Consider the following 20,645-nt stretch of genomic DNA (forward strand, 5'->3'; position numbering starts at 1 on the left):
TCAGGTCGCGGCGATCACACCTGCGACCGGGATCCGGCCGAGAACTGCAACCCGGAAGTCCACCATTGCGCGCTCCACGTGATTGGCGCTCGAGACCACAACCACGCCGGTCGCTCCTCGATCGCCGAGAATCCGCGCAGAGTTGAGCGCGTTCTCCACCGTGGACCACGACGTTCCTTCTTCGGTGATCCGGCCCGGGTGAACGCCGTTGGCAACGAGCCATTCGCGCATCGCCCTCGCTTCAGTGACACCTGACTTCGGTGCTCCTCCACTCGTGATGATCGGAGACTGCGGGTATTCGCGTGCCAATTGCAATGCCGCCTGAAGTCGGTCGACCAGCATCGGACGCATCGTGCCGTCGTCGAAGAGTCCTGCACCGAGGACGACGATGTTGGTGCCCACCGGATTGAGGTCCAGCAACACCGGCGACTGGCGCGTCAGCGTCTCAGCGCCCGTGCACGCAAGGATGAGGGACCGCACCGGCGTCTGGCAGCCGCCCACTGTCGAGAGGATGCCATTGACGACCGTTGTCGGTGTGATGTCGGCACTCGCTGTCGCGGGCGAAAGGCCTACTCCAGCTGCAGCGATCACCGAAGCAGCAATCAATCCCTTCGTCACAGACCTGCGAACATTTGCCATGTAGCCGAACCCCCAGATTGTCAGTTGTCCAGCACACGGTAACGAACATTTCGCCGTAATTGCATCATTTGACTCAAATTTACTGTTCACTGACCGTCACACAGACTAGACATAAATATTGGGCAACAATTTGGCTTCGAAAGCATCATCTACCAGCGTCTCGAATCGACGCACCCGCCGCATTTCCCGTCTGAGCTGCAGCATCCCCGAGCAGGTCGACAACACTGAACGGCAACAATTCATTGTCACAGATCACAATGTTGCATCCCGGTGTTCCTGCTCGCCCTGTCCCGACCATGGTGTCGAAGATCAGTTCGGGATTCGCGAATCCGACCAGCTGTGACGGATCGTCGATCAGCGGACCGCCCGAACTGTGTGCGGGAGGCCCGACGTACAGCGGCGGCGGAACGTCGACGATCGAAGCTACGACAAGCCGCAAGAATTCCTGAAGATCAGGATTCGATTCACCGGTCAATCCCGCCGACGGGTCAGCAGGGTCGAAGTAGCTTGTCAATCCGCACCGCGTCCGCGTAGTAGCCCGCAATATCAGCGCCCCACGAGAAGTCGAGCCCGGACGATTGAGTCAACAGCTGCCGCACCGTGATGTCTGCATGTTCCTGGTCGAGTCCCCCGATGTACTCACCGACTCGATCGTCGAGTCCCAACAACCCGAGCGTGGTGGCCCTGCCGACGGAGAGAGCAACGACGCCTTCGACGACGAAGCCAACGGGAACGGAATCGCACCGGCGACGCCGTCGGCGTTGGACGCCGCAAGACACCCGTGCCGCAACACGCGTATGGACGTCGACGCTTTGGCTGTGCCGAAGTCGACGGCTTGCTGCAGCGCCGCAGCATCGAACCCCAGTTCTGCGGCAGGCCACTGTGTGAATTCCCCAGCCGTAGCGGGGTTCTCACAAGAGGCTGGGGAAGCTCCGGCAGGTGCCGCGACTGAACCGGCAATCAATGCACCGAACAGGCGAATCAAAGATGCGCGGCGAAACCGCGAGAATCAGACACGTTCACAGAGAACCACAGACGCGTCACGTTTGGGAAGTGTCCGCCTCCATTCCGATTGCGCGACGCGCTCCCAGCGCCATGGTGACCTGCACAAGATCTTTCGGCGACGACAGGTCAAGTCCTGTCAGGGAACTCGCTTTACGCAGGCGGTACACCACCGTGTTCGGATGTACGTGTAACTGCCGGGCGGTGGCGGCTCGATCGAATCCGGAGTCGATGAAAGATTCGAGCGTCTCGAGCACGGCAGTATCGGACTCCAACGGCGACAACACATCTGCGAGGATCGGCAGCGCAGCGCTGGGGCGGGTCAGTTGATACTCGACTGCAAGGTCCTCGAGACGGACGACCCCACTGGTACGTCCGTACTTTCGGGCAACGTTCAGCACCTCGCGCGCCTGGGTCACCGCTGCGGGAACTGCCGCTGGTGCCGCGACGTCGACGGCGGCAACCGTCGATGCACCGATAACCTTCTCGAGATCACCCAACCGTCGACACAGAGTGAGATACTGCGGACTCGATGCCCAGTTTCCCTCTGCGGGTTCCGATTCCACAATGGGAATCAGGACGGCTCCGCCGCTGCTGCCGAGCACCCCGAGGGCTTTGTCCCTCCCCACCTGATCCAACTCTCGTTGCAGGTGGCGCACCTTTCTTCGCTCGGCAACGGCAGTGTCCACCTCGGTCGAGGACTCGTCGTCGTTGCGCTCGACGTGCAGTGCCACCACCCAGTACAGGCGCGCCAACCTGATGCCCACATCGTCGGAGACCCGATCAACATCGACACCCGTCGAAAGTGCTACGAACAATGACCTTCGCGCAGAATCCTCGTCCGTCTGGGTGGCATGGTCGGAACCGTAGCCGGCAAGAACCGCCGACGCGGAGGCCGCGGTGTATGCATTCAAGAGTCGTCCGGTGTGGGCAAGTGCAACACCGTCTTCCGGGACCGCCCATTCGCTGATCGTCTCCCACCACAGCCCTGCGGCCAGGTGATATGCACGCAGCACCTCACCGAGCGGAACCAATTCCTGTGCCCGTTGACGAGCCGATTCGCTGATGTCGGCGAGCAACTCGGGCGCCAGATCGGCACCCGTCCGCAGCATCGAAATGAACAGTTCCAGATTGCGCCTCACGATGGTGGTGACGTCGTTACGCAATGCCTCGTCAGGGAGCAACCGGTAGAAGGTGACGTCGCGGTGGACCAGATCGACCGTCGCAATGACCAGCGGATGGGTGCGTTGCGCCAACCGGTCGGCCAGAGATCTGCCACCAACCACGATCGGCTCGAACGGCAGATCTTTGTTTCCAGACACAAAACCCTCCACAGAATTGAATTGCCACCACAAGGCCGACCTGCCTTTTTCCTATCACTATGTAACCCACGCCACTCACGAATTCACAATCAGTGGCATGACTGGAAGTCTCACCTTCGACCAATAGGAGCCCCGAGTGACGTGGAAGACGCGCAGCGCAGTCATTCTGGCAGGCGTCGTGACTGCCGGTTCGATCGCGGCTCTCGGGACCGGCGTGTCAAGCGCCGAGACACCTGTCAGCACTATCCAGTACGTCGCACTCGGCGATTCCGCGGCGGCCGGCCCACTGGTCACCCCACAGGACTCGTCGTCACCGGGCTGTCTACGATCACTCGACAACTACCCGTCCGTGGTGGCGCGAGAACTCGGCGCTCAACTCACGGATATGACCTGCTCGTCGGCGCGATCCGCCAACGTCACGGACACCGCACAATCGACGTTCTCCGGTCAAGTATCGCCGCAGGCAACAGCATTGGGGCCTGATACCGACCTCGTCACCATCACCATCGGTGCCAACGACATCTCGTTGTTCCCGACAGTTCTGAGCTGCGTCAATCCACTCCCCGAACCCACCGGAACGTCCTGCCGTGACAAGTTCACCGCGGGTGGCGTCGATCAACAGCGACAGATGATCGAAAACGCCTCCTCAGGTTGGAGTTCCATGATCGAAGCGGTTCGCGACCGGGCACCCTCGGCACGCATCGTCGTGATCGGATACGGGACGTACATCGCCAACAGTGGATGCCCCGGCACCCAGCCGTTCTGGCCTCGTGACGCGGACTATCTCCAGAGTGTCATCGACTACGGCAACACGGTGATGGCAGCCACCGCGGCGAGTCACGCTATCGAGTACATCGATATCACCGAAGCCACTGCCGGACATGACATCTGCACGGACCCCGCCACTGCGTACTACACCGGAATCATCCCAACCCAGCCGGCGGTTCCGCTGCATCCCACCGCAGCCGGAATGCAGGCGATCGGCGACGCCGTCGCCGACGCTCTGTCCTGAGCCTCTCCCCCAGCACAATTCATTCAGCACTCGCGAAAAGGGTGGAACAACCATGTCAATTCAACGAGACGCTCCACCGCTACCGTCCGTCGACGGCGCCCCTGTCGGAACGCGTGACAAACTTCTCGGCGGCACACTCGTCGCACTGTTTCTCGCAAACATGCTCAACTTCTTCGACCGGGCGATCCCCTCGGTCGTTGCCGAGCCGATCAAGAACGAGTTTTCGCTCAGCGACTTGCAATTGGGGCTGATCACCTCTGCCTTCACCCTCGTCTACGCAATCGCCGGGCTGCCGCTCGGCCGGTTGGCCGACACCAAGAATCGTCCCAAGATCATCGGCATCGGCCTGCTGGTGTGGAGCGGCTTGACAGCGGCAACCGGTGCTGCCGGCAGCTACGTGCTGTTCATCCTCGCGCGCTTGGGTGTCGGCGTAGGCGAAGCGACCTTCACACCCTCCGCCAACTCGATGATCGGTGATATCTACCCGGCGGAACGACGCTCACGTGCTCTCGGCGTCTTCATGCTCGGCTTGCCGATCGGCCTCATGCTCGCCTACTTCACGGTCGGCAAGATCGCCGAAGCCTTCGACAGCTGGCGCGCACCGTTCTTCCTCGCCGCGATTCCCGGTGTCCTTCTGGCAGTTGTCCTCTACCGCATGGCCGATCCGGTTCGCGGTGGTTCCGAAAGTCCGGAGGCTCGCGCAGCCGCTGTTTCACAGGCCCCGATCACCCGGCCGATTCGTCGTCTGCTCGCAATTCCCACGCTTCGCTGGCTCATCCTTGCCGGACTGACCTTCAACTTCGCTGCCTACGCGGTCAATTCGTTTGTCGTCCCGCTTCTGATGCGTCAGTACCACCTGAAACTGACTGCTGCGGCATCGGTCACCGGCATCATCGTCGGAATCACGGGCCTGATCGGATTGCTTCTCGGTGCACGCTATGCCGACAAGGCCAGCGCACGCTCGCCGCGGGCACGTTTGATGATCGGCGTCGGAACCTCGGCATTGGCAGCACCTTTCACGGCATTGGCGCTGTTGCAGCACGGCAATAACGTCGTGATGTTCACTCTCCTGTTCTCAGCCGGCTGGTTGTTGGCCTACGGCTTCTACATCAGCGTCTACCCTGCCATTCACGACGTCGTGGTTCCCAGGCTCCGCGGCACTGCGACGGCGTTGTTCTTCGCGGCCATGTACCTTCTCGGCGGATTCTCGGGACCGGTTGCCGTGGGTGCGATCTCGGACTGGTTTGCCAAACGTGCGCTTGCCGACGCCGGTACCGGGAAGTTGGCTCAGTACGCCGGCGACGGGTTGAACTCGGCCATGTATCTCGTGCCGATCATGTTGGCACTCACCGCGGTATTCATCTACCTGGCTACCCGCACTGTCGGCAAGGACTCCGCGCGCATGCAAGCGGAGCTGAGCCAGGCCTGACCTACGATTTCACGGACGGTGGCGGGGCTCCCGAAAGCCCCGCCATCGAGGTCAGTTCACCGTGATCGCCAGAATCGACGTCATGGACCGCAACATGTCCGGCAAGCGAGCGATCATTCGCTGCTCGGTTATCCGGACGGAGACTGGCGCCGCCAGCGTCGCTCGCCACAGTTCCGGCCGATTCTTCATCAGGTTGTTGTAGACCGGGAGCAGCTGACCGGCGATGTAGGTCCAACGACCGTCACGGTCCGCCCAGTGGACGTCCGGAAGCGGTGTTTCCACAACGGCATTGCCCACCGCGAACGAGAGCAGGTTCGACGAGACGATGATCGGATAGACGACGCCATCCGCTCGGGCGCGTGGCCGGTATGTGGCGCTTACCTCGGTTAGGGCGGCACCACCCCTGATTCGACCTCCCCGACTCCATCGCCGGTAGGTTCGGCCGAAGCTCTCCAAACGGCGCTGATATCCACATCCGCGCAAGACGCTCCGGCCGCAGCCGCACCTGGCGCAGCGGGCGACACGATGACAGTCACCTAGGGCGATACGTTGTTCCACCTTGCTTCTGCGAAAGAGATTCGTTGGCAAGATGTTTGGGCCAGGAATGCCTGGATTGCCGATCCCGACCGGATCTTCGCGGGTGATGTGATCCAATTCTGAAGCAAATCGGCCGACAGGTAGACCCACGAATCGAGAACATTCGTATCGGGCCGGTGACTGGTTGCGCCATCTATTGTCGGGAGTGTGACGGAATCCGACGCCCACAAAGACTCGGCTGAATCGACGACGGCTGATCGCCCGAGAAAACGCCTATTGTGGCGTGAGATTCTGATCCTCGTTGTCGTCGCACTTGTGCTGAGTGTTGTCATTCAGAACTTCGTCGGACGCATATTTCTGATCCCGTCGGAGTCCATGGAACCGACGCTTCACGGATGCACCGGCTGCACGGGAGACAAGATCCTCGTCGACAGGATCAGCTATCGATTCGGGGATCCGCAACCTGGGGATGTGGTCGTGTTCAAGGGACCCGAATCCTGGAACGACGAGTATCAATCCATTCGATCCGACAATTCGGTGGTTCGCGCGTTTCAGGGACTCGGATCCATCGCCGGCTTGGTCCCGCCGGACGAAAACGACCTCGTGAAACGGGTAGTCGCGGTTGGAGGCCAAACCGTACAGTGCCTGTCCGAGGACGAAGGGCTCAGAGTGAACGGCAAACCGCTGGCGGAGCCGTATATCGACGATCGCATCCCCGGCAACGGCATCCCCTGCCAAGGAAAGTATTTCGGTCCGGTCACCGTTCCCGACGGGAACCTGTGGGTAATGGGTGACAACCGCGCCCATTCGAAGGATTCACGATTCCATCTCGAAGACGAACACAGTGGAACTGTGCCGATCGACAATGTGATCGGCAAGGTTCAACTGATCGTCCTTCCCTTCTCGCGGTGGGGAACTGTGAGTTCGTTCGACCCGCAGTAACCAACGAAATCAGCCAGTTGGAAAGCATCTTCGGACTACACGGTCGACACGACTCCGCATTCGGACGATCATCGAGCACATCTGTTGCCGAAGGTAGGAGAACCGCATGCGTGCACGACGCATCACCGCCAATCTCAAAGTCGCCGATGTCGGAACCGCCAAGAGTTTCTACTCCGACTATCTCGGCCTGAGCACCGAAGAGTTCAACATGGGGTGGGTCGCTCGCTACACCTCACCCGACACCGGTGCGCACGTACAGCTCGTCACGCACGACGCGACGGCAGCCGAGGACTCGGTCATCTCCGTCCACACGGACGACGTCGACGGCGCCTACGAAGAGGCCCGCAGACTCGGCTACGAAATCGTGCACCCCATTACGACCGAAGAGTGGGGTGTTCGCCGATTCCTCGTCAGGGCGCCCGACGGCAACGTCGTCAATATCGTGCGACACCGGGACTGAACAGACACCGGGACTGAGCACTGAAAAGACTCCGTTCGACGTTTTAGGTCATTTGACCTAGAATTGAGTGCATGACCGATTCTTTGCAGTATTCAGCCGACGGCCCGATCCTCGTAGCCGGCGGGTACGGAACCGTGGGCAGCGCCCTGACCGCCCTGCTCGCCCCCGACTTCCCGCTGCTCCTCACCGGGCGTACCCCCGAGCGCGGCAACGAACTGGCGCGCCGTCACGGTGCCTCCGTCCGCCGCTGGGACCTCCTCGACCCGACACCCTTCGATGCGTCAGTACGCGCGGTCGTATCAACGGTCAACGATCCCCACGATCGCGTGCTGTCTGCTGCCGTCGAGGCCGGGATTCCCTACGTGGACATCACTCGCTGGACAACCCGCGTCGCTCGCGCCGCAACTTTGGCGGGCCAGATGTCGCCGAGCGCACCGGTGTACCTCTCGTCCGGCTGGATGGGCGGAGTCACCAATGTCGTCGCCGCAGCGTTGGCCGAGGAACTGGGTGGCGCGAGCACGATCGACGTCTCGATTCGCTACGACGTCAACGACATTGCCGGGCTCGACTCCGTCGACTTCATCGATCGTCTCGGCCAGGATTTCGAGGTGATGCAGCACGGCAACCCGATCACCGTCAGCCCGTTGACGGATACACGCTGGATCGACTTTCCCGGATCGCGCACCAAGGTCGGAAGAATCGACACTCCGGAACAATTTACGTTTCCCATGACCCTGGGCGCCGAAACTGCCAGTACTCGAATTGGTTTCAGTTCGAATGCATCCACTACTGCCCTGCTCGCCGCCAAGAAGGTGGGCCTGTTCCGCTGGGGTCGCGGCGACCGCTTCACGCCGCTACGACGCGGGCTCCTGTACTCGCCCGGCAAGGGCGGGAGCGCGCAAGTACGCATCGATGTCACCGGCCCAGACGCCGCGGCAAGCGCAACGATCGTCGATCCTCAAGGTCAAGCCCACCTCACTGCGGTGGGCGGCGCGCTGGCCGTCAGACACGCTATGGCCGACGATGCTCGGCCGGGAGTTGCTTTCCCCGAGTCGCTTCCGAATCCGCGCAGCACCGTCTCCGAGTTGGAGAACTTCGGGGTGGCAGTATTGCGGGCATGACCCCTTCCAAGGGTGCCGCCCGCGCAGCAGCACTTCTCGACGCAGCAGAACAGGTCCTCACCACGCAGGGCAATGCCAACTCGGCAATGCGCGATTTCGCGGCCGCGGCCGGGGTGCGGGTGGGGCATCTGCAGCACTACTACCCCACCCGTGCAGACCTGATCCGCGCAGTGATGTCACGCGCATTGACCCGTTCACTGGATCGCCTCGCCGCCATCACCGATACAGATCAGAGTCTTTCCCGCGAGGAATCCGAGCACTTCATCGCAGTCCTGCTCGGAGAACAGGATGACCACTCCACCGTGCGTCTGTACGTCGAAGTGTGGGCGATTGCTGCGGCAGACGTGGAAGTGGCGGTGGTGGTTCGAGACTTCTACGCGCAGTACATCGCACACGTGGAGCGCGCTGTTGCGTGTGCACAACCGGATCTGGATGCGGCGGGCCTCGGTGCAACGGCGCAGACCATCGTGAGTCTGCTCGAGGGTTCCGCCGTTCTCCGCTCGGGCATTGCCGGCCGAAAGTCGCAGGCTTCGGACCGAAAGCTGACGAACACGCTGCAGTACCTGATTCACGGGTCCTGACTCGGACGTATCGTAAGGCCCATGAGCGTTGCAAACGAATGGAGCCGAATCGAAGCGTGGTGCCGTACACACGCACCGGTGACGGCTGCAGCGTTTCAACCGGGACTCGGTGACACCATCATCGAGGAATTCGAAGCGTCGACCGGCGTCACGTGGCCGGAGGAACTTCGCGACCTGTATCGGGTGCACAACGGCAGCCTGACCCACGACGACCGGACTGGACTCTTTCTCGGCAGCGTGCTTCCCGACAAGTTCTTCTACCCCATCGACGTCGCAACCGAAGTTCGCCTCACCCTCCTCGAAACGTGGGACGAGACGATCTACGAGAATCCGGACCTCTACGCCGAGGACGAGATGGATCGACACGGTCAACGCGACGCAGGCACTGCCGCAACCATGTTCATCCCCTCGTTCGTTCCCTTTGCCGGACTGGACGAGTACCACTACTTCGTGGACACACGCAGCGGTGCACTTCATCATTGTGTGACCGAATATGCGACGGACGCCACCGACAACGGCGGCCCGATCTGGGCGTCCATCTCGGTCATGTTGGCCGCCCACGCCGCTGCGCTGGAAACAGGATCCACGATAGGAGTGTGGAAACCCGTTGTCAGCAAGGGTGTTCTGGAATGGGAAGTCGACGCATGACGTCAGAGCGCAATCCGACCCGCCACCTCCTCGCCGACGGTCGCCAGATTTTCTACTTCGACGACTCCGACCGTTTCCGCGCCCACACTGCGCGAGATACCCGCGAACTGCCGGCGCTCGACCACTCCTCTCGAATGAGGTTCGACGTTCTCACCGGCGAGTGGATCACCATGGCCTCACATCGCATGACGCGGACGCACCTCCCCTCAGCCGCCGATTGCCCGCTGTGCCCGACCAACGAAACACGCACGCCCACAGAGATACCCGAATCGGACTACGACGTTGCGGTGTTCGAGAATCGGTTTCCGAGTTTTGCGTCGGTGCCGAAGGAGGCCGCCCACGGTTCCGGAGACGGCCCGGGCGATCGCCCAGCTGTCGGCCACTGCGAGGTGATGTGTTTCTCGAGCGATCACACGGCGTCCGTCGCCGAACTTCCGCTCGAACGCATGCGCACGATTGTGGGTGCCTGGATTTCTCGGACCGAGGAGTTGTCGGCGGATCCGGTTGTGGAACAGGTGTTCTGCTTCGAGAATCGCGGCGAAGAGATCGGGGTGACACTCACCCATCCGCACGGACAGATCTACGCATACCCGTATGTCACACCACGCACCCGATCGATGCTGACGCAGGCGGGCAAGCACTTCGAGCGCACCGGTCGCTCACTACTCGCCGATGTTCTGGCGTTCGGGCGCAAAGACGAGTCTCGGTTGATCTACGACGGTGATCACTGGAGCGCCTACGTTCCGACAGCTGCACGATGGCCCATCGAGATTCACCTTGCGCCGCACCGAGACATCCCGGACCTTCCGTCGCTGAACGACGAAGAGCGCGAGGAGCTTGCGGTGGTCTACCAAGATCTCCTACGTCGTATCGACCGCTTCTATCCGGGCGTCGACCGGGTACCGTACATTGCGGCCTGGCACCAAGCCCCGGTGCGCATGGACCGAGCTCTGGGTCGACTACATCTTCAACTGTTCTCGATCCTGCGTGCACCCGGCAAACTCAAATACCTCGCCGGGTCCGAGTCCGCGATGGGCGCCTGGGTGAACGACACACTTCCCGAGGCAGTCGCGGCCCGCCTGCGGGAGTTGAAGTAGTGAATCCGGTCTCGAAAGAATCTGTGCTCCAACAGTTCCACGACACCTACGGATATCCGGCAACCGGGGTCTGGGCGGCGCCCGGTCGAGTCAATCTCATCGGCGAACACACCGACTACAACAACGGCTTGTGCTTGCCCGTCGCTCTCGAGCAGCGAACACTGGTAGCCGGCGCACTGCGCAACGACAGGACCGTACGCGCACACAGTCGCCAATCAGATAAGACATACTCCGGGTCCCTCGGCGACATCGCAGCAGGATGGGCCGCCTACCCCACGGCCGTGATGTGGTCGCTGGCGCGCGAAGGTCTTCCCCTCAGGGGAATCGATCTGGCGGTCGACTCGTCGGTACCGGTCGGAGCCGGGCTGTCGAGTTCGGCTGCCCTCACCTGCTCTGTGGCGTTGGCCGTCAACGATCTTCACGGTTCGCCGTTTTCCCGAGATCAGCTGGTGAAGATTTGCATCCGAGCGGAGAACGAGGGCGTCGGCGCACCGACCGGCGGGATGGACCAAACCATTGCCCTCTTTGCCAGACCCTCGACTGCGTTGCTGCTGGACTGCAAGGACAGATCCACCGAATCCATTCCATTCGACCTCCACAATGCCGGCTTCGAACTCATCGTTGTCGACACTCGGGTCGAACACTCGCTCGCGGACGGACAGTACGGGTTGCGCCGCTCCCAATGCGTCAACGCTGCAGAGGCTCTCGGCGTCGACAGTTTACGAGACGCAACGGCAGATCAGGCCGAATCGTTGCGAGATCCGATTCTGCGAGCACGGGCGCAGCACGTCGTGGCTGAGATCACACGAACACGGCAAGCAGCAGAACTCCTACGCAACAGCAGATTCAGTGACGTCGGAAAGCTCTTCGACAAATCCCACGCGTCGTTGCGTGACAACTTCGAGGTCTCGTGCGAAGAACTCGACGTCGCCGTTACCGCAGCACGACGCGGCGGCGCCATCGGCGCCCGGATGACCGGTGGCGGCTTCGGAGGTTCAGCCATCGCATTGGTTCCGGAAGGAAGAGGTGCGGACGTCACCGCGTCGGTGAGCCGCGACTTTGCAGCGCGAGGTTGGCGAGCGCCCCACTTTCTCACCGCCGTCGCCGGGGGTTCGGCCACCCGGCTGTGAGCGAACGGTACGTTCGGCGCACTGACGGCGCCGAACGTACCGTTCGCTCCGGTTGGGGCACCTCGAGATCCCCCTCACATAAATACTCATCTCAGATGCGAATTATGTAGGTTCAGGTCATGCAACTGACGCAGTTCACCGATCTGGGATTGCGCGTCGTAATGCGGTTGGCCGTACTCGACGCGGATGCCTCCCCCAGTACCCGGGATGTTGCGCAACAGCTCAACGTGTCGTACTCCCATGCCACCAAGGTGGTTACACGGCTCGGCGAGTTGGGCATCGTCACAACCAGGCGCGGCCGCGGCGGTGGACTTTCCATCACCGAACTCGGCCGCACCGCCACCATCGGCTGGCTGGCCCGACGCCTCGAAGGCCCCGGCGAGGTCGTCGACTGCGAAGGCGACAAACCGTGCCCACTGCGCGGCGGTTGCCTCCTTCGGAGTGCATTGCGTGATGCTCAGGAAGCGTTTTTCGTCTCACTCGACGCGGTCACGATCGAAGACGTCATCCGTCAGCCGTCCAAAACTGTTCTGCTTCGCCTCACCACTCGGAGCGACGAAGCAGGCTGATCAACCGAATTTCGACCGAACGGAGCAGCTCATGCTTTCCCCACAGTCAACCGAGGTCATTCGCGCCACCCTTCCCGTGGTCGGCGCTGCCATCGGCGATATCACAACCCTGTTCTACCGCAAGATGTTCGACGCACATCCCGAACTCGAACGCGATCTCTTCAATCGAGGCAACCAGAAGCAGGGTGAACAGCAGAAAGCACTCGCGGGCGCTATCGCGGCATTCGCGGCACTGCAGCTCGAACCCGACAGCGCCAAGGTTGATCTCATCCTTTCGCGTATCGCTCACAAGCACGCGTCGTTGGGCATCACCCCTGACCAGTATGCGATCGTCCACGAACACCTTTTCGCCGCAATCGTCGAAATCCTCGGCGATGCAGTCACTCCCGATGTCGCGGCAGCATGGAACGAGGTCTACTGGCTGATGGCCGAAACCCTCATCACGATGGAACGGGGCCTCTACCAGCTCGCCGGAGTCGAAGCCGGTGACGTGTGGCGAACTGTCAAAATCAGTGAGCGCGTCCTGCAATCCGCCGACACCGTCTCACTGACACTCACCTCGCTCGACGACAGCGCACTGCCTACCTTCGCTCCCGGACAGTACCTTTCGGTCGGTGTGGTGCTTCCAGACGGCGCTCGCCAGATACGTCAGTACAGCCTGTGTTCGGTGCCGAGCAGCGCGGACTGGCGGATCAGCGTGAAGCGAATCTCGGGAACTCCCGATGGTGAGGTGTCGAACTTCCTCTACAACAACGCATTCGAAGGGCACAAGCTCTCCGTCACCACGCCGTTCGGTGATCTCACCATGCCCGACGACGACTCACCACTGCTACTCGCGTCGGCCGGAATCGGTTGCACACCGATGATCGGCATGCTCAATCATCTTGCGGACACCGGTGCACAGCGTTCCGTCTCCGTCATTCATGCTGATCGATCCATCGCCGATCACGCTCACCGAGCAGAACTCAGCACGCTCGTCGAGAAGATTCCCGCCGCAACCTTGCACCGCTGGTACGAGGATCTCGGCACGCATGTGCCGTTCGGATCGGTTCACGAAGGCCGAGCGGATCTGCGCGATATCACTGTCGAACCGGACACCCAGGCGTTCCTCTGCGGGCCGATGCCGTTCATGTTGGCGATGCGCGCATCGTTGCTCGAACGGGACGTCCCGGCGCAGAATATCCACTACGAGGTCTTCGGACCGGACAGCTGGGCCAATACCTGAGCGGAGCCGACATGACGGAAGAGCAACCGGCGGAGAGGAAGTGGACCGGCTGACGTCGTCCGATCCCGATCTCCTCGCGTGGATCGGTGACCGCTCCAGCAGCGAGGACTGACCGGACCACTGTCTGCGAACTGGACCTTGGCGCGCGACCGCAACCCCTTGTGTACTCGACGAAACATTCATACCGAGTAGTGGGAGACCGACATGATCACGTCAGCGTCGATGACGGGAGTCACGCTGATCGCCCTCGCGATGGTTCTGACACCGGGCCCCAACATGATCTACCTGGTGTCCCGCAGCATCAGCCAGGGCCGCCGAGCAGGTTTGATCTCACTCGGCGGCGTCGCCACCGGTTTTCTGGTCTACCTCGCCGCCACGTGTGCCGGACTGACAGCGGTTCTCTTCGCCGTACCCACTGTGTTCACCGCGGTGAAGATCGGCGGCGCCCTGTATCTCGCCTATCTTGCCTGGTCGACGCTACGACCGGGTGGGAAGTCCGCCTTCGAGGTGGGCGAAGTCGATCGCCACGGCAGCGGTCGTCTGTTCGGGATGGGGTTGACCACCAATCTGCTCAATCCCAAGATCGCTCTGATGTACGCGGCGCTCATCCCCCAGTTCGTCGATCCCTCTGCCGGCCCCGTCTGGCAGCAAGCGCTGATACTCGGCGGAGTGCAGATCCTGGTGGCAGTCACCGTCAACGCGTTGATCGTGTGCAGTGCGGCAGCCGTGTCGACCTTCCTCGTGGCACGTCCGGTGTGGATGCGCGCTCAGAAGTGGCTTGCGGGTGGCATTCTCGGAATCTTCGCCACCCGCATGGCGCTCGAGTAGTCTTCAGTCCTTCGGACGCTGGTCGATCAGGCGACGCGCCTTGCCGATCGAGCGTTCGAGTCCTCCGGGTTCGAGAACATTCACCTCGACCGTGACACCTATCTTGTTCTTCACCAGCTTCTGCAACGCGGAAGACGCTGCCGCGTGGTTCGAGACCGCTGAGTCAGGGCGGGCCTCGACGCGCACCGTCAGGGTGTCCATTCGGCCCGGGCGGTCCAGTACACACTGGAATTGGGGCGCCAGGGCGGGGACGGTCAGGATCAGTTCTTCGATCTGCGTGGGGAACAGATTGACGCCGCGGAGGATGATCATGTCGTCGGTCCTGCCGGTGACTTTCTGCATCCTTCGCATCGAGCGCGCCGTGCCGGGCAACAGTCGGGTCAGATCCCTGGTGCGGTAACGAATGATGGGCAGCGCCTCCTTGGTGAGCGAGGTGAAAACCAGCTCACCTTCCTCGCCGTCCGGCAGCACCTCGCCCGTGACCGGATCGATGATCTCCGGGTAGAAGTGATCCTCCCAGATATGTAGCCCGTCTTTGGTTTCCACACATTCCATTGCCACACCCGGGCCCATGATCTCGGAGAGTCCGTAGATGTCGACTGCATGCATGTCGAGTTGCTGTTCCAGCTCGGTCCGCATCTGTTCGGTCCACGGCTCCGCTCCGAAAACTCCGACCCGCAGCGAGGTTTTCGAGGGATCGATCCCCTTCTTGATCATCGCATCCACGATGGTCAGCATGTACGACGGAGTCACCATGATGGCGTCGGGTTCGAAATCCTCGATCAGTTGAATCTGCCGCTCGGTCATTCCCCCTGACATGGGAATGACTGTGCAGCCCAATCGCTCCGCGCCGTAGTGGGCTCCCAACCCTCCGGTGAACAGGCCGTATCCGTAAGCCACGTGCACCTTGTCCGAGGATCGCACCCCGCCGGCCGAGAGACTGCGGGCGACGAGATCGGCCCAGTTGTTCAGGTCGTTACTCGTGTATCCCACCACCGTCGGGCGCCCGGTGGTTCCCGACGACGCGTGAATCCGCGAAACCTGGTCCTGGGGCACCGCAAACATCTTGAACGGATAGTTCTCGCGCAGATCCGCTTTGGTGGTGAAGGGGAACTTCGCGAGATCGCTCAGATCCTTCACGTCACTCGGGTGAACGCCGGCGTCGTCGAAGGCTTTGCGGTAGTGCGGAACATTTGTGTACGCGTGCATCAGGGACCACTGCATCCGCTCGAGTTGCAGCGTCGCGATGCGGTCTCGGCTGGCGAATTCGATCTTCGGCGCGGTAGCAGGATCCGATGAAGCGGTAGCGAGTTCGGTCATAATTGTCTCCGGTGGGCTCAGTCAGTGCGCAGGGTACGGGCGGTCAGGCGTCGAAATCGACTGTTATCTGTTCACCGACAGGAAAGGTTTGGCAGGTCAGCACGAAACCCGCGTCGACTTCGTAGTCTTCGAGTGCGTAGTTCCTTCGCATCTCGACGTCACCGCAGGTGACCTTGGCACGGCAGGTGCCACAGACTCCGCCCTTGCACGCGAAGGGTAGATCCGATCGGTACTGTTCCGCTGCATCGAGAATCGACTGGTCTCGCGGCAGTGTCGCGGTGGTCGATCGACCGTCGAGCGTGATGGTGACCTCACTGCCTGGTCCGACTATTCCGGGCTCACGATGCACGGCGACCGGCGGCGCGACGTCGTCGACGTAGAACAGCTCGTGATGAATGCGGTACTTTGCAATTCCCAAGCCGGCCAGCACTTCCTGGGCGTCGTCGATCATCCCGAGCGGGCCACACAACCAGAAGCCGTCGACCTGGTCGCACGGAACGAGAGATGTGAAGATCTCACGCAACCGGTCGGCGTCGAGACGGCCCGAGAACAACTCGACCTCCCGCGGCTCGCGCGAGAGAACGTGAATGACGTCGAGACGCGCACCGTACCGGTCCTTCAGGTCGGCGATCTCTTCGGCGAACATCACCGAGCGCGTACGCCTGTTCCCGTACAACAGGGTGACATCGGCGTCGGGGTTCGCCAAAAGTGTTGCAGCGATGGACAGCATGGGCGTGATGCCGGAGCCCGCCGCGATCAGAACGTGCCGCCCACCCAATGCGGGATCGGCGACAAAATTGCCCGAAGGGCCCTGGACGTCGATTTGATCCCCGGCCTTCACGTCGTGCACCAGCCAGGTGGAGAAGAGTCCGTCCGCTACTTCGCGGACCCCCACCCGGGGAGACGCCCCTACCGGTGCACAGATCGAGTACGAACGACGGTGCTCGACGCCGTCGATCATCCGCCGCAGTGTCAGCGACTGCCCGGCGCCGAAGTCGAATTGATCGGCGATGTCGGTGGGCACGTCGAAGGTGACGGCAACTGCGTCGCCGCACAGTGATTCGACATCTGCCACCGTCAACGGGTGAAAGGGTTTGTTCCGGTTCGTCGTTGCGGTACTCATCTGTTCAGATCTCCTTCACATGATCGAACGGCTCGAGGCAGTCGAGGCAGCGATAGAGCGCTTTGCACAGGGTCGCACCGAATTCCGAACTCAGTCTGGTGTTTGCCGAACCGCACTGGGGGCACAGGATGTCCCGCGGCTTGGCCGTCAAGGTCAAGGCGATCGGGCCGGAGGTGCGTCGCGGCGCGGCCCCCGGCACCGAGTACCCGGCCGTCCGCAGTTTCGCGAGTCCCTCCTCGCTGATCCAATCCGAACTCCAGGGCGGCGACAGTTGAGTCTTGATCTGGACGCTGCCGTACCCCGCGTCGGTCAGTTTGTGCTCGATGTCGTCTCGCATCGTTGCCATGGCGGGGCACCCGGAATAGGTGGGAGTGATTGTCACACAGACGAAGTTCGCTTCGACATCGACCGATCGGATGACGCCGAGATCGGCCAAGGTCAACAGTGGCATCTCCGGATCCATCACCGAGGCGACGATCTCCTGCGCGGAAGAGACAGTAGCGGAAGAGACGGTGGTGGCAGTCACGGTCACCACACCCCTTCCGGGTGCTCCCGAGCGACGCTCTGCATTTCGGCAAGAAGCAGCCCCAGCGCCCCGGTGTGCAGTCCGGCACGCCCGCCGCGGCCGCCGACGAAACCGGAGAAACGTGCAGGGGGCTCTTCCATTTCGGCAGCGTGCAGGACCTGAGCAAGTACGGCGTCGAATTCCGGCCGAACAGTGCGCGGATCTACTCCGACACCAACTTCCGCCAAGACCAGTTCGTCTTGCGTGGGAACAAAGAGCTCGTCCACGAAGGGGAATATCTGGAGCAGGGCGGCAGCTGTCCGACGCTTGGACTCTGCGGTGCCGGCGCCCAAGGTGACGACCCATCTTGCCGCGTAGTCGCGGTGGTAGGTCAGTTCCTTGACGCCTTTGTTCGCCACGGCCGCGAGGACCGGGTCGCGCGACGTGCGGAGCCGATCGAACAGCGCCAGCCGCCAGGTCGAGAACACGAGTAGCCGAACGACCGTGTGCGCAAAGTCGCCGTTGGCAAGCTCCACCAGTCTCACGTTGCGGAAGCCGAACTGATCACGAAAGAAGGCGAGCGCATCCTCGGCCGGCACCGGCGACGTGTCCGAGATGAACGGAACCACAGTGGAATCGGCTGCTGCCGCGCGGGCCAGCAGCAGCCTGGCCTGTCCGATCAGGTCCAGGCCGACGTTGGCGAGAGCTACCTCTTCCTCTAGTTCCGGTGCCCGCGTCGACCATTCGGCGAGGCGCTGCGAACTGACGAGCGCGTCGTCGCCGAGCATGAGGCAGTAGCGCGCCAGAGCACCGAGATCGACGTCGCCTGGCACCGTGGTGTCGACTCCGGCGAGGGGGTCGTCGAAGCTGGTTCCGAACGCCCACTGGCCGTGGCCGTCGCCGTCGACCAGGCCGTCGTAGGCACTGTCGTGATCGTTCATCTGTTGGTCCTCGAAGTCGAAGTGGTTTCTCACATGTGGGGGACGGAGTCCGGGATGTCGTAGAAGGTCGGGTGCCGGTAGACCTTGTCCCCGCTCGGCGCGAAGAACGGATCCTTTTCCGCCGGACTCGAAGCCACGATGTTCGCGGAAGGCACGACCCAGATGCTCACGCCTTCGTTACGTCGGGTGTAGACGTCGCGCGCATGGCGTAGGGCCATCTGATCGTCTGCCGCACGCAGGGACCCGACATGCACGTGGTTGAGTCCGCGCTTTCCCCGCAGAAACACCTCGTACAAAGGCCATTCGCCCCGTACCTGATCGCCCTGTACCTGATCGTTTTCGCTCATGATGTCTCCCCAGTCGTGAGATCGTGCGCGAGTCTCTCGCGCTGTGCAAAGGCGTAGGCGGCGTCACGGACCCAGGCCCCGTTGTCGTGGGCCGCTTTCCGATTGGCGATCCGCTCGACGCTGGCCGCTCCGTTACCGCGGACCACGTCCATGAATTCACTCCAGTCCGGCTCACCGAAATCGTGTGCACCACGTTCGGGGTTCCAGCGCAGATCGGGATCGGGGAAGGTCACGCCGAGTACCTCGGCCTGCGGTATCGACATGTCGACAAATCGCTGCCGCAGTTCGTCGTTCGTGTGCCGCTTGATGCGCCACTTCATCGACTGTTCGGTGTTCGGTGACTCGTCGTCCGGCGGTCCGAACATCATCAGGGCGGGCCACCACCATCGGTCGACGGCTTCCTGCACCATCGCGCGTTGAGCGTCCGTGCCTCGCATCATCGTCGCCAACAACTCGAAGCCTTGCCGCTGATGGAAGGATTCCTCCTTGCACACACGGATCATCGCGCGCGCATATGGCCCGAAGGAGCTGCGGCACAGGGGAACCTGATTGCAGATTGCGGCTCCGTCGACCAGCCAGCCGATCACTCCCACATCGGCGTAGGTCAGTGTCGGGTAGTTGAAGATCGAGGAGTACTTCTGCTTTCCCTCGATCAGTTTGGTGGTCAGATCGCCGCGATCGGCGCCGAGCGTCTCGGCCGCGGAGTAGAGATACAGACCGTGCCCGGCTTCGTCCTGCACCTTCGCCATCAGGATCGCCTTGCGTCGCAGCGACGGCGCCCGGGTGAGCCAGTCTCCTTCGGGCTGCATCCCGATGATCTCGGAGTGCGCGTGCTGGGCAACCTGACGGATCAGAGTCTTGCGGTAGCCGTCCGGCATCCAGTCGCGAGGCTCGATGCGCTGGTCTGCCGCAATCGTCTCGTCGAACAAGTGCTGCAGGTCTTGTGGAGCTTCCACGTTGGTCATCGTACCCACCTTTTATTACCGAATGATCGGTTGGTAACTAGTATGCACCGAGGCGTCCCAGCGCACAAGAGAATCTTTCAGCGCAATCGAATCAGCGGCCCTCGAAAACCGGCTTCTGCTTCGTCAGGAAAGCGGCGACAGCGCCGTGATGATCTGCCGTGCAACCCAACTCCACCTGCGCACTCGCCTCGGCCTCCAGCGCCTGGGGAAGCCCAGGAGCGACGGCCGTGATCAGTGATTTCACGTGCGCGAAGGCGGCGGTGGGTCCGTCGGCAAGTCGACGGGCAACCGAGCGAGCCTCGGCCGCAACGTCCTCGTCGGCCACCACCCGATGGACCAATCCCCACTCCAGTGCACTCTGCGCATCGAACTTGTCGCCGAGCAACATCAAGCCACTGGCGCGGCTCGGCCCGAGCGCGTGCACGAGCGCATGACTGAGCCCCGAGTCACTGGCCAAACCGATGCCGGTGAATGCCGTCGCAAAGCTCGCATGAGCCCCGACCACCCGGATGTCTCCGGCCAACGCAATTCCCAACCCGGCCCCGACGCAGGCGCCGCCGATGCCCACCACCACCGGGGCAGAGAGCGTCGACAGCGCCGTGACTATCGGGTTGTAGTGCTCCTCGACGGTGTCCATCGCGTGCGCGGGATCAGCGTTCAACGCTGCCGCGTGCTCGCCAAGATCCTGGCCGACGCAGAAGTTCTTGCCTTCGGCGAGAATCAACAAGGCTCGCACGTCCGCATCCGCGTGGACCTGCAGCAACGCTTCGAGCAGCTGAGCCTTCATCTCGCCGTTGACGGCATTGGCGGCCTTCGGCCGGTCGAGAGTGATTGTCGCCAGACCTCGCTCGATCTCCAGTCGGATCACGTCAGTCATCGATGTTCCCTTCGCAGGCGGTTCG

24 protein-coding genes are annotated in these 20,645 nt (G+C 62.1%); 12 read left to right on the plus strand and 12 right to left on the minus strand.

Annotation, left to right across the window (positions count from 1 at the left end):
* From QM716_RS18295 to QM716_RS18310, 4 genes are all read right to left on the minus strand, one after another.
* On the minus strand, positions 1–729 hold the full coding sequence (locus QM716_RS18295) for a YdcF family protein (RefSeq protein ID WP_283305432.1): 729 nt from the start codon (positions 727–729) through the stop codon (positions 1–3).
* A 55-nt stretch (positions 730–784) separates the two neighbouring features.
* Complete coding sequence (locus QM716_RS18300; RefSeq protein ID WP_283305433.1) at positions 785–1,153, minus strand: hypothetical protein; 369 nt, start codon at positions 1,151–1,153, stop codon at positions 785–787.
* Positions 1,128–1,418 (minus strand): serine hydrolase, encoded by a 291-nt coding sequence (locus QM716_RS18305; protein WP_283305434.1) that lies wholly within the window; start codon positions 1,416–1,418, stop codon positions 1,128–1,130. The genes QM716_RS18300 and QM716_RS18305 overlap by 26 nt, the downstream gene beginning before the upstream one ends.
* Before the next feature lie 261 nt (positions 1,419–1,679).
* Positions 1,680–2,963, minus strand: coding sequence for a PucR family transcriptional regulator (locus QM716_RS18310; RefSeq protein WP_283305435.1), 1,284 nt, complete (start codon positions 2,961–2,963; stop codon positions 1,680–1,682).
* 136 nt (positions 2,964–3,099) lie between these two features.
* Here QM716_RS18310 and QM716_RS18315 point away from each other — a divergent pair, with 136 nt between their 5' ends.
* Both QM716_RS18315 and QM716_RS18320 read left to right on the plus strand, forming a co-directional pair.
* Complete coding sequence (locus tag QM716_RS18315) at positions 3,100–3,975, plus strand: SGNH/GDSL hydrolase family protein (RefSeq protein WP_283305436.1); 876 nt, start codon at positions 3,100–3,102, stop codon at positions 3,973–3,975.
* A gap of 52 nt (positions 3,976–4,027) precedes the next feature.
* Positions 4,028–5,404, plus strand: a complete 1,377-nt coding sequence (locus QM716_RS18320; RefSeq protein WP_283305437.1) for a spinster family MFS transporter — start codon at positions 4,028–4,030, stop codon at positions 5,402–5,404.
* Between the two features lie 51 nt (positions 5,405–5,455).
* Here the strand turns inward: QM716_RS18320 and QM716_RS18325 are convergent, their stop codons facing one another.
* The gene (locus QM716_RS18325; protein WP_283305438.1) at positions 5,456–5,887 is read right to left on the minus strand and encodes a hypothetical protein; all 432 of its coding nucleotides are present in this window, start codon (positions 5,885–5,887) and stop codon (positions 5,456–5,458) included.
* A gap of 261 nt (positions 5,888–6,148) precedes the next feature.
* Here QM716_RS18325 and lepB point away from each other — a divergent pair, with 261 nt between their 5' ends.
* The 10 genes from lepB (at position 6,149) to QM716_RS18380 (ending at position 14,542) form a co-directional block, all read left to right on the plus strand.
* Positions 6,149–6,883 carry a signal peptidase I gene (gene lepB, locus QM716_RS18335; RefSeq protein ID WP_283305441.1) on the plus strand — a complete coding sequence of 245 codons (735 nt, stop codon included), beginning with the start codon at positions 6,149–6,151 and terminating at the stop codon, positions 6,881–6,883.
* Positions 6,884–6,989: 106 nt separating this feature from the next.
* Positions 6,990–7,343 carry a VOC family protein gene (locus tag QM716_RS18340; protein ID WP_283305442.1) on the plus strand — a complete coding sequence of 118 codons (354 nt, stop codon included), beginning with the start codon at positions 6,990–6,992 and terminating at the stop codon, positions 7,341–7,343.
* A 71-nt stretch (positions 7,344–7,414) separates the two neighbouring features.
* Positions 7,415–8,464 (plus strand): saccharopine dehydrogenase family protein, encoded by a 1,050-nt coding sequence (locus QM716_RS18345; protein ID WP_283305443.1) that lies wholly within the window; start codon positions 7,415–7,417, stop codon positions 8,462–8,464.
* Complete coding sequence (locus QM716_RS18350; protein ID WP_283305444.1) at positions 8,461–9,045, plus strand: TetR/AcrR family transcriptional regulator; 585 nt, start codon at positions 8,461–8,463, stop codon at positions 9,043–9,045. The genes QM716_RS18345 and QM716_RS18350 overlap by 4 nt, the downstream gene beginning before the upstream one ends.
* A 21-nt stretch (positions 9,046–9,066) precedes the next feature.
* Positions 9,067–9,693, plus strand: a complete 627-nt coding sequence (locus QM716_RS18355; protein WP_283305445.1) for an SMI1/KNR4 family protein — start codon at positions 9,067–9,069, stop codon at positions 9,691–9,693.
* Entirely contained in the window at positions 9,690–10,790 is a 1,101-nt protein-coding gene (gene galT, locus QM716_RS18360) for a galactose-1-phosphate uridylyltransferase (protein ID WP_283305446.1), read from the plus strand. Before QM716_RS18355 ends, galT begins: the two co-directional genes overlap by 4 nt.
* Positions 10,790–11,920, plus strand: a complete 1,131-nt coding sequence (galK, locus tag QM716_RS18365) for a galactokinase (protein WP_283305448.1) — start codon at positions 10,790–10,792, stop codon at positions 11,918–11,920. Before galT ends, galK begins: the two co-directional genes overlap by 1 nt.
* Before the next feature lie 119 nt (positions 11,921–12,039).
* Positions 12,040–12,489: an RrF2 family transcriptional regulator gene (locus QM716_RS18370; protein WP_042446409.1), complete on the plus strand. Its 450-nt coding sequence runs from the start codon at positions 12,040–12,042 to the stop codon at positions 12,487–12,489.
* Between the two features lie 31 nt (positions 12,490–12,520).
* Positions 12,521–13,714 (plus strand): globin domain-containing protein, encoded by a 1,194-nt coding sequence (locus QM716_RS18375; RefSeq protein WP_283305449.1) that lies wholly within the window; start codon positions 12,521–12,523, stop codon positions 13,712–13,714.
* Between the two features lie 204 nt (positions 13,715–13,918).
* Complete coding sequence (locus QM716_RS18380; RefSeq protein WP_283305451.1) at positions 13,919–14,542, plus strand: LysE family translocator; 624 nt, start codon at positions 13,919–13,921, stop codon at positions 14,540–14,542.
* Between the two features lie 3 nt (positions 14,543–14,545).
* On the opposite strand, the gene paaK is transcribed toward QM716_RS18380, so the two are convergent.
* The 7 genes from paaK to QM716_RS18415 all read right to left on the minus strand — a co-directional run bounded on the left by paaK (position 14,546) and on the right by QM716_RS18415 (position 20,620).
* Positions 14,546–15,862: a phenylacetate--CoA ligase PaaK gene (gene paaK / locus QM716_RS18385; RefSeq protein ID WP_283305452.1), complete on the minus strand. Its 1,317-nt coding sequence runs from the start codon at positions 15,860–15,862 to the stop codon at positions 14,546–14,548.
* Between the two features lie 43 nt (positions 15,863–15,905).
* Entirely contained in the window at positions 15,906–16,985 is a 1,080-nt protein-coding gene (gene paaE, locus QM716_RS18390) for a 1,2-phenylacetyl-CoA epoxidase subunit PaaE (protein WP_283305454.1), read from the minus strand.
* Positions 16,986–16,989: 4 nt separating this feature from the next.
* Complete coding sequence (gene paaD / locus QM716_RS18395) at positions 16,990–17,448, minus strand: 1,2-phenylacetyl-CoA epoxidase subunit PaaD (protein WP_069145762.1); 459 nt, start codon at positions 17,446–17,448, stop codon at positions 16,990–16,992.
* Between the two features lie 65 nt (positions 17,449–17,513).
* Entirely contained in the window at positions 17,514–18,431 is a 918-nt protein-coding gene (paaC, locus tag QM716_RS18400) for a 1,2-phenylacetyl-CoA epoxidase subunit PaaC (protein WP_283305455.1), read from the minus strand.
* 29 nt (positions 18,432–18,460) lie between these two features.
* A complete protein-coding gene (gene paaB / locus QM716_RS18405; protein WP_003942879.1) occupies positions 18,461–18,778 on the minus strand; it encodes a 1,2-phenylacetyl-CoA epoxidase subunit PaaB in 318 nt (105 codons plus the stop codon).
* Positions 18,775–19,743, minus strand: a complete 969-nt coding sequence (gene paaA / locus QM716_RS18410; protein ID WP_283305457.1) for a 1,2-phenylacetyl-CoA epoxidase subunit PaaA — start codon at positions 19,741–19,743, stop codon at positions 18,775–18,777. The genes paaB and paaA overlap by 4 nt, the downstream gene beginning before the upstream one ends.
* A 91-nt stretch (positions 19,744–19,834) precedes the next feature.
* Entirely contained in the window at positions 19,835–20,620 is a 786-nt protein-coding gene (locus QM716_RS18415) for an enoyl-CoA hydratase-related protein (RefSeq protein ID WP_283305458.1), read from the minus strand.
* Positions 20,621–20,645 lie beyond the last annotated feature (25 nt).

This window comes from Rhodococcus sp. IEGM 1409 (assembly GCF_030056735.1).
In the GTDB taxonomy this organism is placed as follows: Bacteria; Actinomycetota; Actinomycetes; order Mycobacteriales; family Mycobacteriaceae; genus Rhodococcus_F.

Coding starts and splice junctions, on each gene's coding strand:
- QM716_RS18380 (WP_283305451.1), top strand. CDS start 13,919: ATGATCACGTCAGCGTCGATGACGGGAGTCACGCTGATCGCCCTCGCG.
- QM716_RS18370 (WP_042446409.1), top strand. CDS start 12,040: ATGCAACTGACGCAGTTCACCGATCTGGGATTGCGCGTCGTAATGCGG.
- paaD (WP_069145762.1), bottom strand. CDS start 17,448: ATGGATCCGGAGATGCCACTGTTGACCTTGGCCGATCTCGGCGTCATC.
- QM716_RS18415 (WP_283305458.1), bottom strand. CDS start 20,620: ATGACTGACGTGATCCGACTGGAGATCGAGCGAGGTCTGGCGACAATC.
- QM716_RS18350 (WP_283305444.1), top strand. CDS start 8,461: ATGACCCCTTCCAAGGGTGCCGCCCGCGCAGCAGCACTTCTCGACGCA.
- QM716_RS18345 (WP_283305443.1), top strand. CDS start 7,415: ATGACCGATTCTTTGCAGTATTCAGCCGACGGCCCGATCCTCGTAGCC.
- paaC (WP_283305455.1), bottom strand. CDS start 18,431: ATGAACGATCACGACAGTGCCTACGACGGCCTGGTCGACGGCGACGGC.
- paaK (WP_283305452.1), bottom strand. CDS start 15,862: ATGACCGAACTCGCTACCGCTTCATCGGATCCTGCTACCGCGCCGAAG.
- QM716_RS18320 (WP_283305437.1), top strand. CDS start 4,028: ATGTCAATTCAACGAGACGCTCCACCGCTACCGTCCGTCGACGGCGCC.
- galT (WP_283305446.1), top strand. CDS start 9,690: ATGACGTCAGAGCGCAATCCGACCCGCCACCTCCTCGCCGACGGTCGC.
- paaB (WP_003942879.1), bottom strand. CDS start 18,778: ATGAGCGAAAACGATCAGGTACAGGGCGATCAGGTACGGGGCGAATGG.
- QM716_RS18375 (WP_283305449.1), top strand. CDS start 12,521: ATGCTTTCCCCACAGTCAACCGAGGTCATTCGCGCCACCCTTCCCGTG.
- paaA (WP_283305457.1), bottom strand. CDS start 19,743: ATGACCAACGTGGAAGCTCCACAAGACCTGCAGCACTTGTTCGACGAG.
- QM716_RS18340 (WP_283305442.1), top strand. CDS start 6,990: ATGCGTGCACGACGCATCACCGCCAATCTCAAAGTCGCCGATGTCGGA.
- paaE (WP_283305454.1), bottom strand. CDS start 16,985: ATGAGTACCGCAACGACGAACCGGAACAAACCCTTTCACCCGTTGACG.
- QM716_RS18355 (WP_283305445.1), top strand. CDS start 9,067: ATGAGCGTTGCAAACGAATGGAGCCGAATCGAAGCGTGGTGCCGTACA.